Source organism: Chryseobacterium sp. C3 (assembly GCF_014218905.1).
Taxonomy (GTDB): domain Bacteria; phylum Bacteroidota; class Bacteroidia; order Flavobacteriales; family Weeksellaceae; genus Chryseobacterium; species Chryseobacterium mucoviscidosis.
In genome coordinates this window covers 48,001-63,873 of the sequence record NZ_JACLCU010000002.1, presented here as the reverse complement: position 1 = coordinate 63,873, position 15,873 = coordinate 48,001, and the positions used below count along the sequence as shown (strand labels likewise).

General features: G+C 36.6%; 14 protein-coding genes and 1 pseudogene. 5 read left to right on the top strand and 10 right to left on the bottom strand.

All coding sequences use genetic code 11. The features are described 5' to 3' along the window. Positions 1 to 66 precede the first annotated feature (66 nt). The 4 genes from H6W53_RS04080 to H6W53_RS04065 all read right to left on the bottom strand — a co-directional run bounded on the left by H6W53_RS04080 (position 67) and on the right by H6W53_RS04065 (position 3,930). Positions 67 to 1,461 (bottom strand): arginine decarboxylase, encoded by a 1,395-nt coding sequence (locus tag H6W53_RS04080; protein WP_185204993.1) that lies wholly within the window; start codon positions 1,459 to 1,461, stop codon positions 67 to 69. Between the two features lie 110 nt (positions 1,462 to 1,571). Then, positions 1,572 to 2,447: a tyrosine-protein phosphatase gene (locus tag H6W53_RS04075; RefSeq protein WP_185204992.1), complete on the bottom strand. Its 876-nt coding sequence runs from the start codon at positions 2,445 to 2,447 to the stop codon at positions 1,572 to 1,574. A gap of 294 nt (positions 2,448 to 2,741) precedes the next feature. Continuing rightward, complete coding sequence (locus H6W53_RS04070; RefSeq protein WP_185204991.1) at positions 2,742 to 3,371, bottom strand: thiamine diphosphokinase; 630 nt, start codon at positions 3,369 to 3,371, stop codon at positions 2,742 to 2,744. Then, positions 3,361 to 3,930, bottom strand: coding sequence for a cob(I)yrinic acid a,c-diamide adenosyltransferase (locus H6W53_RS04065; protein ID WP_185204990.1), 570 nt, complete (start codon positions 3,928 to 3,930; stop codon positions 3,361 to 3,363). The genes H6W53_RS04070 and H6W53_RS04065 overlap by 11 nt, the downstream gene beginning before the upstream one ends. A 492-nt stretch (positions 3,931 to 4,422) precedes the next feature. On the opposite strand from H6W53_RS04065, the gene H6W53_RS04060 reads away from it, so the two are divergent. Then, on the top strand, positions 4,423 to 4,923 hold the full coding sequence (locus H6W53_RS04060) for a DinB family protein (protein ID WP_185204989.1): 501 nt from the start codon (positions 4,423 to 4,425) through the stop codon (positions 4,921 to 4,923). Between the two features lie 386 nt (positions 4,924 to 5,309). Here H6W53_RS04060 and H6W53_RS04055 read toward each other — a convergent pair whose 3' ends face one another. The 3 genes and pseudogenes from H6W53_RS04055 to lptB all read right to left on the bottom strand — a co-directional run. Continuing rightward, positions 5,310 to 6,266, bottom strand: coding sequence for a helix-turn-helix transcriptional regulator (locus H6W53_RS04055; RefSeq protein WP_185204988.1), 957 nt, complete (start codon positions 6,264 to 6,266; stop codon positions 5,310 to 5,312). Between the two features lie 116 nt (positions 6,267 to 6,382). Beyond that, positions 6,383 to 8,113 carry an ABC transporter ATP-binding protein gene (locus tag H6W53_RS04050; RefSeq protein WP_185205588.1) on the bottom strand — a complete coding sequence of 577 codons (1,731 nt, stop codon included), beginning with the start codon at positions 8,111 to 8,113 and terminating at the stop codon, positions 6,383 to 6,385. Between the two features lie 500 nt (positions 8,114 to 8,613). Next, a pseudogene (gene lptB, locus H6W53_RS04045) lies at positions 8,614 to 9,339 on the bottom strand (LPS export ABC transporter ATP-binding protein); the annotation flags it as partial. Positions 9,340 to 9,515: 176 nt separating this feature from the next. Between lptB and H6W53_RS04040 the strand changes: the two are divergent. Then, positions 9,516 to 10,244 (top strand): hypothetical protein, encoded by a 729-nt coding sequence (locus H6W53_RS04040; RefSeq protein ID WP_185204986.1) that lies wholly within the window; start codon positions 9,516 to 9,518, stop codon positions 10,242 to 10,244. Between the two features lie 182 nt (positions 10,245 to 10,426). Here the strand turns inward: H6W53_RS04040 and hemB are convergent, their stop codons facing one another. Continuing rightward, positions 10,427 to 11,416: a porphobilinogen synthase gene (hemB, locus tag H6W53_RS04035; RefSeq protein WP_076395578.1), complete on the bottom strand. Its 990-nt coding sequence runs from the start codon at positions 11,414 to 11,416 to the stop codon at positions 10,427 to 10,429. Between the two features lie 120 nt (positions 11,417 to 11,536). Here hemB and H6W53_RS04030 point away from each other — a divergent pair, with 120 nt between their 5' ends. The 3 genes from H6W53_RS04030 (at position 11,537) to H6W53_RS04020 (ending at position 14,201) form a co-directional block, all read left to right on the top strand. Beyond that, positions 11,537 to 11,887: a T9SS type A sorting domain-containing protein gene (locus H6W53_RS04030; protein ID WP_076395580.1), complete on the top strand. Its 351-nt coding sequence runs from the start codon at positions 11,537 to 11,539 to the stop codon at positions 11,885 to 11,887. Positions 11,888 to 11,979: 92 nt separating this feature from the next. Next, the gene (locus H6W53_RS04025) at positions 11,980 to 12,891 is read left to right on the top strand and encodes an ABC transporter ATP-binding protein (protein WP_185204985.1); all 912 of its coding nucleotides are present in this window, start codon (positions 11,980 to 11,982) and stop codon (positions 12,889 to 12,891) included. 2 nt (positions 12,892 to 12,893) lie between these two features. Beyond that, positions 12,894 to 14,201 carry an ABC transporter permease gene (locus tag H6W53_RS04020; protein ID WP_185204984.1) on the top strand — a complete coding sequence of 436 codons (1,308 nt, stop codon included), beginning with the start codon at positions 12,894 to 12,896 and terminating at the stop codon, positions 14,199 to 14,201. Between the two features lie 82 nt (positions 14,202 to 14,283). Here H6W53_RS04020 and H6W53_RS04015 read toward each other — a convergent pair whose 3' ends face one another. Further along, positions 14,284 to 14,946 carry a porin family protein gene (locus tag H6W53_RS04015; RefSeq protein WP_185204983.1) on the bottom strand — a complete coding sequence of 221 codons (663 nt, stop codon included), beginning with the start codon at positions 14,944 to 14,946 and terminating at the stop codon, positions 14,284 to 14,286. 16 nt (positions 14,947 to 14,962) lie between these two features. Continuing rightward, the gene (gene sucD, locus H6W53_RS04010; protein WP_047488432.1) at positions 14,963 to 15,835 is read right to left on the bottom strand and encodes a succinate--CoA ligase subunit alpha; all 873 of its coding nucleotides are present in this window, start codon (positions 15,833 to 15,835) and stop codon (positions 14,963 to 14,965) included. Positions 15,836 to 15,873 lie beyond the last annotated feature (38 nt).

Genomic DNA, 15,873 nt, shown 5'->3' with positions numbered 1-15,873 from the left:
TCACAAATTTCACAATTATTACTTGTGTTTTTAGCGCAAAAATTTGTGCTGTTTGTGTTTAAATATTTATTTGTAACCCAAAAGTTTCAGTACATCTTCCGGTTCCTGCTTTTCACGGAAAATTTCATACTGCAACTCACCGTTTTCGTCTTTCTGAATCAAAACGTGTCTCGGCTGTGGCATTAAGCAGTGATGAACTCCGCCGTATCCTCCGATGGTTTCCTGATACGCTCCTGTATGGAAAAATCCGATGTACAAAGGTTTTGTATCGCTGAAAACAGGCAGGTAAATCGCGTTGGTATGCTGTTCAGAATTATAATAATCATCCGAATCACAAGTTAATCCACCCAAGAAAACTCTTTCGTAAGTATCATCCCAACGATTCAACGGAAGCATGATAAAGTGTCTGGAAATCGCCCATGTATCGGGAAGCGTCGTCATGAAAGAAGAATCGATCATATTCCATTTTTCTCTGTCGTTCTGGCGTTTCTGGGAAATGATTTTATAAATATTCGCACCGCTTTCACCAACGGTAAAACTTCCGAATTCTGTATAAATATTCGGTTCTTCCACTCCTTCCTCTTCACAGAATTTTTTGATCTGAGAAACGATCTCTTCCACCATGTACTGATAATCGTAATCGAACTGCAAAGATGTTTTGATCGGGAAACCTCCTCCGATGTTCAGAGAATTGACTTCCGGAGCAATTTTCTTCAGACGCGCGTACACACGAAGACATTTATACAGTTCGTTCCAGTAATATGCCGTGTCTTTGATTCCGGTATTGATGAAGAAATGAAGCATTTTCAGTCTTGCATTCGGATGCTCTGCAATTTTCTGGCTGTAGTAAGGAATGATATCTTTATATCCGATTCCTAATCTTGAGGTATAAAATTCGAACTTCGGTTCTTCCTCAGAAGCGATTCTGATTCCGATATCGAAAGTGGTATCAATGCTTTCTGTAAGTTTATCCAGCTCGCGGTAATTATCCAGAATCGGGGTAATATTTTCAAAACCGCTGTTAATCATCTCCGAAATTTTCGCCAGATAATCGTCTGTTTTGAAACCGTTGCAGATTACTTCTATATCTTTCGTTACTTTTCCTTCTTTGTAAAGAGATTTTACGATATCCATGTCATAGGCTGAAGAAGTTTCTATGGAAATGTCGTTTCTTAAAGCCTCTTCCAATACAAATTTAAAATGACTGGATTTTGTACAATAGCAATATCTATAATTCTTTTTATAATCGGTTTTCTCAAAGGCTTCCCTGAACCAGCTTTTGGCCTTCTGGATATTTTGAGAAATTCTCGGCAGGTAGCTAATTTTTAGCGGGGTGCCAAATTTTTCAACAACATCCATTAAAGGAATGTCGTGAAACAACAAATTGTTCTCAGAAACATTGAATTCCTCGGTAGGGAAATACAACGTCTGATCAATAAGTTCCGAGTACTTTATTTTCATTTCTAAACAAGTGAATTAAGAATGCAAAATTGCTAAAAAAGTTTGGTTTTTTAGCGTTAAAATTATTATAAATTTTAATGGATTTTATTGAAGAAAATAAAGCTAGATTATCAATATGTAAACTTGAGAATATATTCCTGCCTTTTATTTTCAGAAATTTTTAAAACCTCTTGAATATATCGGTCTATAGAACCGTATTTGTTGTTAATTTCATTAAAAGCGGCATCCAGATAAGCGGTTTCTATCCAGCTTAATTTCTCGAGAACTGTAATGTCCATTTTCGGGTAGAGAAAATGCAGGTTATCGGCGAGATGAAGTCTTTTATCGATTAATTTTTTCCTATAATTATTGGATAAAAGATAATCGTTGTAAATGGTTTCTTTATCGAATTTTAAAATCGTAAGAATGAGAGCGGTGGTGATTCCGGTTCTGTCTTTCCCTGCGGTGCAGTGATATAAAACCGGCTGATCTGATTCTAAAATTTCTGTGATAATTTTTCTTATGATTTCTGGGTTTTCCGTGACGTAGTCTTTATAAAAGTCATGCATTCTTTTGTCTGCATCTGCACCGTTGACTTTTCCTTTTAAGACCAATTTCTTTGCCTGATCCAACTGATCGCCTTTGTCTTCAAACGCTGAATAATTTTTGTAAACAATTCCTTCCGGAAAATGATCGGGCTTCTTTGCAATTTCCTTTGAATTCCGAAGATCGATAATTTCTCTGATGCCTAAGTTTTCAAGTTGTTTAAAAGAAGAATTTTTCAGTTTATATAAATTTCCGCTTCTGTACAGTTTTCCTTCTTTGAGGGTTCTTCCATCGATATTTTTTATACTTCCAACCGTTCTGAAATTGTTGACTTTTTTAATCTGGATATCTTTTCCTGCTTCTCTTTTTCCAAATTCGGGTGCGGAAAATTGTTGTGTTTTGCAGGAGAAAACACAAAGTAATATGATGGCAAGGAATGATATTTTGATGAGGTTTTTCATTTTTATTTTCTCACATATTTCACGAATCTACACCGATGTTCGTGTTTGATTTTTTATGTTTTGGCTAAAGCCAGTTGATGTTTTTTAATTTTAAAACGGGCTAAAGCCCGTTTCTATTGATGCGGATAACTTTATTATTTATTTCTATAAAACCAAGCTTGTGCAATTTGTGAAAACATTAGCAATTAAAAATGGACTAAAATAGTTCCTGTTGATCCGTTGTTCTGCATATTTTTACAATATAAAATCAAATTTGTGAAATTTGTGAAAATATTCGTGCAATTAGTGTTTACACTACAAATAGTTTTTCCCAACAAACAAAAGCAAATCTCCTTTTTCGTATTCAATGGAAACTTCATCTTCCACAGCAAAATTTCTCGTTCCGATTCTGGAAGTAATATCTAAATTTCCGTTTGTCAAAACCCAGTTTAATCCTTTGGTCGTAATATTTTCAGCTGCCGGAAACGGATACAAAGAAATCATTTTGTCTTTCACTCCTGTTACAACAAATTCTTTCGGGATAAAATAATATTCTGAAAATTCATCATAAAATTTGATGTCGAGTTGATCTTTAAAACCAAAAGCCACGGTAAGATTTCCGAGAAAATGATCCTGCTCTCCTCCGCTTCCTCCGAAAACATCTACTTTTTTAAAGTCTTTTTCTGCAATAATTTCCAAAGCTTTCTGAAAATCCGTTTTATCCTGATCGGGCGTGTAAATGAATTTGTTTTCATATACATTTTCATCCGAACCGGAATGCGAATCGAAATCTCCGGAAATAAAATCCAGCTTATCTAAAGGGAAATTCAGATTTTTAAGATAATGAAAAGCACCGTCTGTACAGGCAATGAGACGGTATTCTTCAATGTTGGGAAAAGATTTGGGAGGATCTCCGTTGATGAAAAGCAGTACTTTATCTTTCATTCGGGTTCCAGTATTCTTCCGGTTCGTTGTTGATTTTTGAAATGTATCTTGCCAGAACGAAAAGATAGTCGGAAAGTCTGTTGAGATATTTAATGAGTTCCGGACGCACTTCTTCCGATTCGTTTAAGAAAACCAGAGATCGTTCTGCTCTTCTGCAGATGGTACGTGCTGCATGTAAAAATGTTGCTGCTTTTCCGCCTCCGGGAAGGATAAAATACTGAAGCGGTTCGCATTTTTCGTCAAAAGCATCCATCCAGTTTTCGAGTTCTTCGATTTCGGCTTCTGAAATGATTAAAGGAAGGCGCGATTTTCCGTTTGCCAACATGAGTTTATCCACCGGAGTTGCCGCTTCGGAACCTACAGTAAATAAATCGAACTGGATTTTTTTCAGTTGTCTTAACACTTCTTCATCTTCAATATGGCTTTTGGCGATTCCGATGAAGGAATTTAGCTCGTCTATATTTCCGTAACTGTCGACTCTCGCACTTGCTTTTGAAACTCTTGTTCCGCCGTACAAAGCGGTCTGACCTTTATCTCCTGTTTTCGTATAAATTTTCATAGGACTAAATTAGTTTTTTAAAATTAGGTTTACAAATTTTGAGTTTAAGGAACTTTACATTTGTGATTCCGGCTGCGACCTAGCCCAGATTGAAGCATTTGTCTGAGCTCATTTATCTTTTCGGCGGCAGCTTTGCTGCCGCCGAAAAGATAAATAGCGAGTGCGGAAAGCTGGAAACAGCTTCTTAAAAAAAATAAACACATGTGATTGAGTAAGATCCTTCGACTGCTTCGCGCTCAGGATGACATCGCTAATACTAACTGTTATATTAACCTGGATTTTTTGTCTTTTAATAAAAAATGACCGATTAAAAACCGGTCACCCTCAAATTATTTATCTACCTAACATTGCTTTAAGTATGATTATCTAACGGAGAAATATTAAAAATTATTTTAAAAAGAAAAAATTTTTTATCCTGAAAATCCTACTGACAAACTGTTGTCACCACCCCGGTTTATCTTTGTATCAACAATAACAAACAACATTAAAACTATGACAACTACAGCAACCATTACAAAACAGTTTATGACTTCGGAACAATTACTAGAACATTGGCAGGGTCACAGAAATTTAACAAGAAGAGTGATCGAAGCATTTCCTGAAAAGGATTTATTTGAATTTTCGATTGCGGGAATGAGACCGTTCGCAAAGTTAGCGGTTGAATTAATCAGCATTGGCGGACCTGCTTTGAAGGGAATTGTCGACAAGAATATGGAAGCTTACAATGAAGAAGGTTTTGTGCCGAAAACGAAGGAGGAGCTTCTGAAAAAGTGGGACGAAGAAACGGAAACGATCAATCATTATTTTGCGCAGATTTCGGAGAAGCGTTTTCAGGAGACTTTTAATTTATTCGGACAGTATGAATTCCCTGTGTATCAGAATATTCTGTATTTCGTTGATAATGAAATCCATCACCGTGGACAAGGGTATGTTTATTTAAGAGCTTTGGGAATTGAACCGCCTTTTTTTTGGGAGAGATTTTCGGTTTGTTAATGCCTTTGTTCAAGCTGAAATCATTGATTCTCTCACGAAACCGCAGTAAGGAAAAAGAGCGGAGATGCATCTCATAGATTAAATTTTAACGTACTTTTATGATCTGCGGATCCGCTCTTCTTTAAACATGAAGTTTGTTTAAGCTAATTTTAAATTTAACCGCAAAAGAAGCAAAAGACTTTATAGAATTTATTAAGATATTTCAAAAGGTTTGCAAAAGGAACCTTTGATTTTTGTTAACTTATGTGTTCTTTTTATATTAATCATTAAACTTAAAATAACTAAAATGTTAATCTTTTGCTTCTTTTGCGGTAAAAAATAAAAGTTTAAACATTATCATTTTATATTGAATTATTCAGAAACCTCAACAGCAATTTTTGGGGTTTTTATTGATGTTTGTCTGCAATCTTTGACAACAAATCATTGAGTTGTACTTTGAGGGTTTCAGGTTCTAAAATCGTTGCATAATCTGCAAAAGTAATCAGCCAGCGCGGAAATCCGTCTTTGATGGATTCTGTTTCGAAGGTGAGTTCTACCATTCCGTTTTCTGCCTCAATTTCTTTGGTTAGACCATAATATTTTTTGGAATTGACCAGAAAAGTCATGATTTTTTTCTCTACCAAAAGTCTTACGCGTGTTTTATTGCCGTTGCTGCTTTGTCGGTAATCATTAATCTGCCCGTATTCTCCTAAAAACGGATTCTGGGTTTTTGAAATCTTTAAAATCCGGTCGACACGAAATTGCCGGAAGTCGTTTCTCAGGGTACAGTAAGCCATGATGTACCAATAATTGAATTCAAAGAAAACGCCGACTGCTTCAATGGTTCTTGTGGAAATTTCCTCATCAACGGTTTTATATTGCATGATTAACTGCCGTTTTTCGGCTATACTTTCCAGAATCATAGGAAGAACGTCTTTAATGGTATCTTCGGTTTCGGCATGATACTGAAAAATATCAATCTGATTTTCAATATTCTGAATTAGATTTCTGTCGGAAAATTTTAAAACGGAACGCACTTTTTCCATCGCGGTCTGATAATGATTTCCCAAACTCTGATGTGAAAATTTCTGCATCAGTTTCTCGGCGGTGATGAAACTCAGAACTTCTTCTTTGGTAAACATGACAGGCGGCAATTTGTAGCCATCCATCAGAGAATAACCGCTTCCTGCTTCACCAATGATCGGAATTCCGGCATTTTCCAGTGTTTTTACATCGCGGTAAATGGTTCTTACACTCACATCAAATTTGGCAGCCAGATCCTGCGCTCTTACAAGCGGTTTCGACTGTAATTGAGTGAGAATTGCCGTGACGCGGTCGAGTTTTTTGAGGTAATGGTCGTTCATTGGGTATGAAGGTCGGAGTGTTTTAGTGTTTTAGTGTTTTAGTGTTTTAGTGTTTTAGTGTTTTAGTGTTTTAGTGTTTTAGTGTTTTAGCAAAGTTATCTTTTATCTTTTATCTTTTATCTTTTATCATTATAAGTATTAACCAATTTATCCAGATTTAAACTTCTTGCAGAGGCATCAAAAATTTCTCTGTAGGTTCCGTTGATCTGTACCAGCTCATCATGCGTTCCACTTTCTACTACTCTGCCTTTTTTCATTACATAAATTTTATCTGAATCTAAAATCTGTGATAATGAATGAGAAATAATAATCACGGTTCTGCCTTCTTTTATCGCATCCAGAGAATTTTTGATCTGTTCTGTTGCAATGGCATCAAGGCTCGCCGTTGGTTCATCAAGGAAAATAATCGGTGGATTTTTTAAGAATAATCTGGCGATGGCAATTCTCTGCTGTTGTCCTCCCGAAAGTTGCGTAGCATCATGGTTATATTTTTCCGGTAAATCTAAAATCTGTTCGTGGAGATAGGCTTTTTTGGCAGCTTCCTCAATTTCTTCGAATGTCGCATTCATATTTCCGTATCGGATGTTGTCTTCGATACTTCCCTGAAAAATATGGTTCTTCTGAAGTACCAATCCCAGATCGTTTCTCAGAAAAGTATTGTCGAAATAATTGAGATCTACCCCGTCCAAAAGAATTTCTCCGGAATCGGGAAGATAAAATTTACACAGTAAATTGATAATCGTTGATTTTCCGGCTCCGCTTAAGCCTACTAAAGCTGTTGTTTTTCCGTTTTCAATTTTCATGGAAACATCGTGAAGCGCTTTAGTTCCGTTCGGATACGAAAAGTTGATGTTTTTCAGTTCAAAATTTCCTTTGATATCTTTTTCTACAAAATTACCGTTCGGTTCTTTTTCGTCGTCTGCATTTAAAATATCAAAATAACCTTCTGCATAGATCATCGCGTCATTCATGTCATCATAAATTCTGTGCAGTTGTCTAATCGGAGCCGAAACATTATTGAAAAGCATGATGTGAAGCATAATCGCTCCGATGGTCATCTGCTGATCCAGAACTAGGTAAACCGTCAGAAGGATAATTAAAACCACTCCGAACTGTTCGATAAACGTTTTTAAGCCATCGTAAATAAAATTTGTTTTTCTGGTGAACATCTGGCTTTCCATCAACTGCATCTGCAAGTCGTACTGTTTTTTTCCTTCAAATTTTTCACGGACAAAACTCTTAATTACCATAATGGAATTAATTAGATTTAAAAGTCCTGAAGTTTTCTGTTCACGCTGATTACGCAGAGTTCTTCGTACTCCACTTAACTTCTTCGCCTGTAATGAGCTTACATAAAAATAGATGGGAACAATGATGGTGGAAACAATTCCGACGTACACATTTTGCAGATACATGATGATTAAAGCGATAATTGCATTGGAAAACAAAGGCAGCATATCTATAAAAAAGTTCTGCACCAGTCGTGTTAGACTTTCAATTCCTCTGTCTATTCTGATCTGTAGTTTTCCGGATTCGTGGTTTTCATCATTAAAATAGGCAACTCTGTAGGTTAAAATTTTATCGATGGCAGATTGTGCGAGAATAGAACTTACATTAATCCTGATCTTTTCGCCATAGAATTTCTGTCCGAAATTGATGAAAATATTCAGCAGTTCTTTTCCCAATAATATAACGGAGATGATAACGAGAATATGAATTCCTTCCGACATCGGATGCGGAAGATGCGTAAGTTTGGTTACCTCATCCACCGTATATTTTAAAACCAAAGGATTGACCTGCGCCGCCAAAGCTCCTAAAAAAGTAAGAAAAAGCGTTCCGTAGATCATCAAACGATACGGTCTGATAAAAGGAACAAGCTGTTTATAAATTCCGAATAAGGTGACAGTTCTGTTGAATGGTTTTGCCATACGATGATTTTAAATAAAAAACGTACCGTTTTACAGAGAAAAAGGTACGTTTTATTCTATTTTTCAGCAAATAATTGCCTTATTTAATTTTCGAATACGTAAGTTGTAAGGTAATGCAACTCAGCTTTACTGGCGGCTTTTGAGTCTGATTCTGCCTGTTCTAAAGAATACATTGAATTAATTTCTTTCTTCTGAAACACAAAAGAATTATTGGCATTTTTATCGACCACCTCATTAAAAATATGCTGAATTTCGGAATTTCCCAATGAGGCAAAACTGATGTCTTCAAAGCCATACAGCAATCTGAGATCATCAAACTGCGCAAAATTTTCGTCCACAAAATTCTGAAACTGGGTTTTAGAATCGAAATTTCCAGCCCAGATATTATATCCGTAACTTTTCTTTTGTGGTTTATCGAAAATGCTTTGGTAAACGAAGTTTTCTCCTAAATAAGCTTCTCTTACCTGCGGATCGTTTGCCAGTTCTTCCGGAAGTCCTTCTTTCAGTATTCTTCCTTCAAACATGATGTATGTTTTGTTGGTAATTGCCAGAGTCTGCTGTACGTTGTGGTCGGTAATGAGGATTCCGATGTTTTTATCGGTCAGACTTCTTACGATTTTTTGGATATCTTCTACCGCAATCGGGTCTACTCCGGCGAAAGGTTCATCCAGAAGAATAAAACTCGGATCGGTGGCAAGACATCTTGCGATCTCTGTTCTACGTCTTTCCCCACCGGACAAAAGGTCTCCACGGTTTTTACGGACGTGCTGTAAGGAAAATTCTTCAATCAGCTCATCGCATTTCATCTGCTGTTCGCGTTTTGAAAGCTTAGTTAACTGTAAAACGCCCATGATATTGTCTTCTACCGAAAGTTTACGGAACACAGAGGCTTCCTGAGCCAAATAACCGATACCTTTCTGAGCTCTGCGATACATGGCATCGGTTGTAATTTCCTGTTTATCGAGGAAAATTTTTCCGGAAGTAGGCTTAACCAAACCGACAATCATATAAAACGAAGTGGTTTTTCCTGCTCCGTTCGGACCAAGCAAACCCACAATTTCTCCCTGCTGAACCTGTACAGAAACGCCTTTTACTACTTTTTTAGGACCGTATTCTTTGATTAAGTTTTCTCCACGTAAAATCATAAGGGCAAAGATAAAGTTTTTTTGAATTCAAATTTTAGATTAAAAAATGGACTTGAAAGTTTTGTGAAATTTTAATACATCGTTTAAAGATTCTACGAATAATATTTAACTCAAAATTTTTAAAAACTTTATTTTATTTCCATAATTTTAAGCTTTCATCAACACTTATTATTACTATGGAAAATAATCAACAGCTTACTGAGCTTTTAGCTTTAGATCTTGGTGTAAACATCATCAACCGAAGACCTTACGCGAAAGAAGTTTTCAAATGGCAGGATATGGATCTGCTTCCGCATTCTTCCACTGATACTTTGCTTTGCGAAATCTACGAATGGAACGGAAGAAACTGGAGAACCACGAATAATAATCTTATAGGCTATTTATTTGGCAGCCACCAGTTAAGTACGGTTAAAAATCAACTGATGAATGTTCAGAAATTTCCGGCTCTGATTCCTGATTTTGAATTTACGAAAGACAGCATGATTGAATTCGGACTTGCTCTTCCCTCTCTTTTCAATATCGGAATTAAAGGCGACATTAAAAGTGCCAAAGATTTCTCTGTAAAAGTAAACGGCGTTACAAAATCCAGAATCACCAACATAGATTCTCCGGGAATAGAAATCCTTAGAAAATATTCTGAATTTACGCAAAACGAATCCAGATCATACAGAAAGAACATCAAATTTAATTATCTGAGTACTTCTTTATTTTATGCAGAAAGTGTGGAAATTAATCTTGAAAAAGACGCAGGCGTGAATCTTGATGTGAGTTTCCAGACGCAGAATGTTGAAGTGAAAGCCAATGTTGATACAGATACAAAAAAGAATTTCGTTCTGAAATATACAGGAAACCAAGCTCCTTTTGCTGCAAAATTTACGAAAGGAAAAGATTTTAATATTTCCTGATATTTTTAGGAATGGGTTTTAGCCAAAGCTTACAATCATCAATCATTTTCTTTGGTTTCAAAATAAGTTTTGGCTAAAGCCTAATTTAGAGTTCATCAGTAAAAAACGGGCTAAAGCCCGTTTCTATTGATAAAAACATTTCGGATCGAAATGTTTTTTATTTAAAATATAATGAGAAAAAATTATCTGTTCAAAATCATTGCAGCTTCTTTCGCGAAATAGGTGAAAATCATATCAGCACCGGCTCTTTTAAAGCAGGTTAAGCTTTCGATAATGGTTTTGTCATTATCCAGCCATCCGTTTTGTGCAGCCGCTTTTACCATTGCATATTCTCCACTCACGTTGTAAACCGCAATCGGAAGATCAATCGCTTCACGAACTTTAGAAACAATATCCAGATACGGAAGTCCCGGTTTAATCATGATAATGTCGGCTCCTTCTTCAATATCCTTAAAAACTTCGTTCAACGCTTCTCTGGAATTGTGAAAATCCATCTGATATGTTTTTTTATCCTTCGGAATTTCCATATTATCTTTTGGTGCACTGTCTAATGCGCTTCTGAAAGGTCCGTAAAAAGAACTTGCATATTTTGCAGCATAGCTTAAAATACCCACATCGGTAAATCCGCTGTCTTCCAACGCTTCGCGAATGACCTGAACCCTGCCATCCATCATGTCACTTGGAGCCACAATGTCTGCTCCGGCTTCTGCGTGTGACACCGACATTCTTGCCAAAGCATCGTTTGTAGCATCATTTACAATTTTTCCGTTTTCGATAATTCCGTCGTGACCGTAAATAGAATACGGATCTAAAGCAACATCGGGCATTACCACCATTTCGGGAAGCGCATCTTTGATCGCTCTGATCGTGTTCTGCATCAGTCCGTTTTTATTCCATGCTTCTTTTCCGGTATTGTCTTTCAGGTCTTCTGAAACCTTCATATAAAGATTAACCGCTTTTACGCCTAAAGAAAATAATTCCTTACATTCTTTCACCGTCAGATCAATACTCCTTCTGAAAATTCCCGGCATCGACGGGATCGGTTCTTCTTTATTTTCGCCCTCCATTACGAAGATCGGCATTACAAAATCATTGGTTGTAAGAGAACATTCTCTTACCAGACTTCTTACAGATTCGTTTACTCTCAGCCTTCTATTTCTTGAATGTATCATTTTGGAATACTTTTTGAATGAAATTTAATGCAAATTTACTACAACTTATATAAAAAACTATTGCGTAGAATTGCAGAATTAATTATTTTTGTTAAAATATCCCTTAGAAATTATAATTTGATGAGAAAACTTTTACTTTTGTTTATCTTTTTAGGCGCATTTGTTGGATTTTCCAACAATATGAAAGCGCAGATTAAAGAGCCGGCTTCCTTCTCTCAGAAGTCTGACGACGGAGTGCTTGTTGCTTATCCTAATCCGGCAAAGGATTTCCTTATTGTAAAGGCTAAAGATCCTAACCTGAAAATCAGAAGCGTGATTTTCTATTCGATTTTAGGTACACAGGTTGCAAGTTATTCAGTCAACATGAATTCCGGAGAGATTAATATTGAAAAACTAAAGCCCGGTAAATATCTAATCCGATATATTCTGAGTGACAATACGATGAAAGTCACACAGATTATGAAACAATAATTTAAATCCTGATAATCATCAGGATTTTTTCTTTTAGCTTAATTATTCCGTAACTTTCGGAACATTTTTATACTAATTATAAAAACAATTTAATGCTAAAAGCTGAACATATTAGAAAGACCTATAACGCAGGTAAAAAGGTAGCTTTGGATGATTTCAGCATCCATGTTCCGAAAGGAAGTGTTTATGGTCTTTTAGGTCCTAACGGAGCCGGAAAAACTTCTTTTATCCGGATCATCAATCAGATTACACAGGCAGATTCCGGAGAAATACAGATCAACGGACAAAAGCTTAATCCGGATCATATTAAAGATATCGGATACATGCCTGAAGAACGCGGGCTGTATAAAAACATGACCGTAGGAGATCAGCTTCTCTACTTCGGAGAGCTGAAAGGCATGAAAAAGAATGATGCTTTAACTGAGGCAAAAAAATGGTTTGATAAACTTCACATCGACCAATGGTGGAAGAAAAAGCTGTCTGAGCTGTCAAAAGGAATGGCGCAGAAAATCCAGTTTGTGGTTACCGTTCTTCACAGACCGCATTTATTGATTCTTGATGAACCTTTTTCGGGTTTTGATCCTGTGAATGCCAATTTAATTAAAGACCAGATTATTGATCTTAAGAATAACGGAACTACCATCATCCTTTCTACTCACCGAATGGAAAGTGTGGAGGAAATGTGCGATTATGTGGCTTTGATTAATAACTCAAAAAAGATTATCGACGGAAGAGTTTTCGATGTACGCGAGAAATTCAAGAAAAATATTTTTGGGATCACGCTTTCTGATGTAAAAAACGATCAACTGGAAAGTTTTCAAAATAAATATGAAATTTTCAATATCAATCATGAAAATAATCTGGTTTCTTTTGATCTGAAAAATGAGACTGACCAGAATAATATTCTTCTGGATCTGATAAAAGTAGGAAAAGTAAGGTCATTCGACGAAAAAATTCCGAGTATGAACGAGGTGTTTATTAATGCGGTAAGCAATAATTCTTAATTATGAATAACATTTTTTTAATTACAAAAAGAGAATTTCTTACGCAGGTTAAGAAAAAATCTTTCATCATATTAACGCTTTTAGCTCCGATCCTTTTATTGGGTTTTGGCGCTGTTATCGGCTTGATGTTTAAGGCAAATGAATCTCACAGCATTATTGAAGTGGTGGATAAAAACGGTTTGTTTAAAAATCAACTGAAATCGAATGATAAACTTAACTATGTTTTTGTTTCTGCGGCAGATGAAAAGTCAAAAATCAATAATCTTAAGAACAATGAATCTTTAGACGGGATTTTGGTTCTGCCTGAACTGAAAGATCAGAATTTTGACGAACTGGAAAAGAATACGAGGCTTGTTATCAACAATAAAATCGGGTTCGATACGAAGCAGAAAATTGTTTCGGATATTAATGAAGTCATCAAAAAAGAAAAAATAAAGAAACTGGGCATTGCTGAGCTACAGCTTGATAATCTGGATAAAAGTTTCAATTTAAAAACGATTAACGTATCGGAAAATAACAAAGAAGATTCTGATCTTGCTTTCGGCGTAAAAAGCGTTCTGAGTATGCTTTTAATGTACGTGACATTCATGTTTATTATTATTTACGGAGTTAGGGTGATGAGAAGCGTATTGGAAGAGAAAAACAACCGTGTTGTGGAAATTATTATTTCTTCGGTAAAACCTTTTGAACTGATGATGGGTAAAATTCTGGGGGTAACCATGGTTGCACTTACTCAATTTATCGTTTGGATCACCATGTCGGTTATCGGAGCTTTGGTGCTGAATACAGGATTTTCTGCCATTCCAAAAAACATTCCGGGAAATGAAGATGTCGCAGGTAAATTTGATATTTTACAAATCGGAACCCAGATTTCACACAGTTTACTGGAGCTGAACTTTCCGCTGATTATTTTTGTGTTTATAACATTTTTCCTTTTGGGATACATCTTCTACAGTTCCATTTACGCAGCGATCGGCTCTGCAGTAGATAACGAAACAGAAACGCAGCAATTCACCTTATTTGCGGTTCTGCCTTTAATGCTTGGAATGTATGGAAGTTTTACGTTAATGAATAATCCGGATGGTCCTTTAGGTTTCTGGCTTTCTATTATTCCGTTTACGTCTCCTGTTGCCATGATCGCAAGAATTCCTTACGGAGTTCCGGCGTGGCAGATTGCGTTTTCTATTGGCTTGCTTTTAGGAACGACTCTTTTCATGATATTTTTAGCCGGGAAAATTTACCGTGTAGGAATTTTAATGTACGGAAATAAAGCGACTCTGAAGGAAATCTGGAAATGGATTAAAGGATAAGTTTTAAACAGAATTTTTAAATAAAAAAACTCCCGAAACATTCAGTTTCGGGAGTTTTTTATGTTTTGATTAGAATCAATTTTTATTTGAAGATGTAGCTTAAGCTTACGCTAAGAACCTGTTCAGACTTACCTTTATCAGTTCCTTTCGGCTCCTGATCAAGGCCGGGATATGTATTCGTAACTCCGAAATCATATCTTGCCGTAAGTTCAAGCTGTCTTTTATAGCTATATCCTACTCCTAGTCCTATTCCAAAGTTAAATGAACTCGCCTTTCCGTTTACATTAGGATAATTCGGATCAATCTGATCTTTTGTGTAGTAGATTTTAGGCGCGTTTTTAACGTTCTGACTTAATAAAAAATTAAATCTGGGACCTATTAACCCAAAAAATTCAGATTCAGATTCAGAAAAATATCCTTTAAACGAGATCGGTACACTCAGATAGTTATTTGCGTATACCGCGTCATAACCGGGATAGTTTTTAGCATCCTTATCTTTTCCTGTTTCTCCTGCTCCAAAGTAAACTACTTCAGGCTGTATGAAAAACTGGTTGGCTGAACCTATCGGTATTAAAGCCAATACTCCTGCCTGAACGGTATATCTCGGTCCGGAAGGGTTATGAGCATTCTTCACTCGGGAATAGTTTCCTCCTACAGTAACACCGAATCTTGTGCTGCCAAAATCGATCTGTGCGAAAGACATGGTAGAAAGTGCCAATGCAGAGGCTAATAAAAATTTTTTCATATCGTTATGTTTTATGTTATCCTAGAATTTTTGCAACAGTAGCACCGATGTCTGCAGGAGAGTCTACCACGTTGATTCCGTTTTCTCTCATGATTTCCATCTTAGCCTGAGCTGTATCTTCTGCTCCGCCTACGATTGCACCTGCGTGACCCATTGTTCTACCTTTTGGAGCAGTCTGTCCTGCGATGAAACCTACAACCGGCTTCGTAGAACCACTTGCTTTGTACCATCTTGCTGCTTCCGCTTCAAGACCTCCACCGATTTCTCCGATCATTACAACCGCTTCAGTTTCAGGATCGTTGATGAATAATTCCAAAGCTTCTCTTGTAGTTGTTCCGATGATCGGGTCTCCACCGATACCGATTGCTGTAGAGATACCGTAACCCGCTCTTACTACCTGATCTGCAGCTTCGTAAGTAAGAGTTCCTGATTTAGAAACGATACCTACTTTACCTTTTTTGAAAACGAAACCTGGCATAATCCCAATTTTAGCTTCTTCAGAAGTAATGATTCCCGGGCAGTTCGGACCGATTAATCTGCAGTCTCTGTCAGCAATGTAAGATTTTACTTTCACCATATCCGCTACAGGAATACCTTCAGTAATACATACAATAACTTTGATCCCAGCTTCAGCAGCTTCCATAATAGCGTCAGCAGCAAATGCAGGCGGTACGAAAATGATACTTACGTTAGCTCCGGCTTTTTCTACAGCATCTGCTACCGTATTGAATACAGGCTTCCCTAAGTGCTCGCTTCCTCCTTTTCCCGGAGTAACACCACCTACTACGTTAGTTCCGTATTCGATCATCTGGCTTGCGTGGAAAGTACCTTCGTTCCCTGTAAATCCTTGTACAATTACTTTAGAATCTTTGTTTACTAAAATTGACATTTTATTATTTATTTAATTTATTTATTACTTTTTAAATG

Coding starts and splice junctions, on each gene's coding strand:
- H6W53_RS04080 (WP_185204993.1), bottom strand. CDS start 1,461: ATGAAAATAAAGTACTCGGAACTTATTGATCAGACGTTGTATTTCCCT.
- H6W53_RS04075 (WP_185204992.1), bottom strand. CDS start 2,447: ATGAAAAACCTCATCAAAATATCATTCCTTGCCATCATATTACTTTGT.
- H6W53_RS04070 (WP_185204991.1), bottom strand. CDS start 3,371: ATGAAAGATAAAGTACTGCTTTTCATCAACGGAGATCCTCCCAAATCT.
- H6W53_RS04065 (WP_185204990.1), bottom strand. CDS start 3,930: ATGAAAATTTATACGAAAACAGGAGATAAAGGTCAGACCGCTTTGTAC.
- H6W53_RS04060 (WP_185204989.1), top strand. CDS start 4,423: ATGACAACTACAGCAACCATTACAAAACAGTTTATGACTTCGGAACAA.
- H6W53_RS04055 (WP_185204988.1), bottom strand. CDS start 6,266: ATGAACGACCATTACCTCAAAAAACTCGACCGCGTCACGGCAATTCTC.
- H6W53_RS04050 (WP_185205588.1), bottom strand. CDS start 8,113: ATGATCTACGGAACGCTTTTTCTTACTTTTTTAGGAGCTTTGGCGGCG.
- H6W53_RS04040 (WP_185204986.1), top strand. CDS start 9,516: ATGGAAAATAATCAACAGCTTACTGAGCTTTTAGCTTTAGATCTTGGT.
- hemB (WP_076395578.1), bottom strand. CDS start 11,416: ATGATACATTCAAGAAATAGAAGGCTGAGAGTAAACGAATCTGTAAGA.
- H6W53_RS04030 (WP_076395580.1), top strand. CDS start 11,537: ATGAGAAAACTTTTACTTTTGTTTATCTTTTTAGGCGCATTTGTTGGA.
- H6W53_RS04025 (WP_185204985.1), top strand. CDS start 11,980: ATGCTAAAAGCTGAACATATTAGAAAGACCTATAACGCAGGTAAAAAG.
- H6W53_RS04020 (WP_185204984.1), top strand. CDS start 12,894: ATGAATAACATTTTTTTAATTACAAAAAGAGAATTTCTTACGCAGGTT.
- H6W53_RS04015 (WP_185204983.1), bottom strand. CDS start 14,946: ATGAAAAAATTTTTATTAGCCTCTGCATTGGCACTTTCTACCATGTCT.
- sucD (WP_047488432.1), bottom strand. CDS start 15,835: ATGTCAATTTTAGTAAACAAAGATTCTAAAGTAATTGTACAAGGATTT.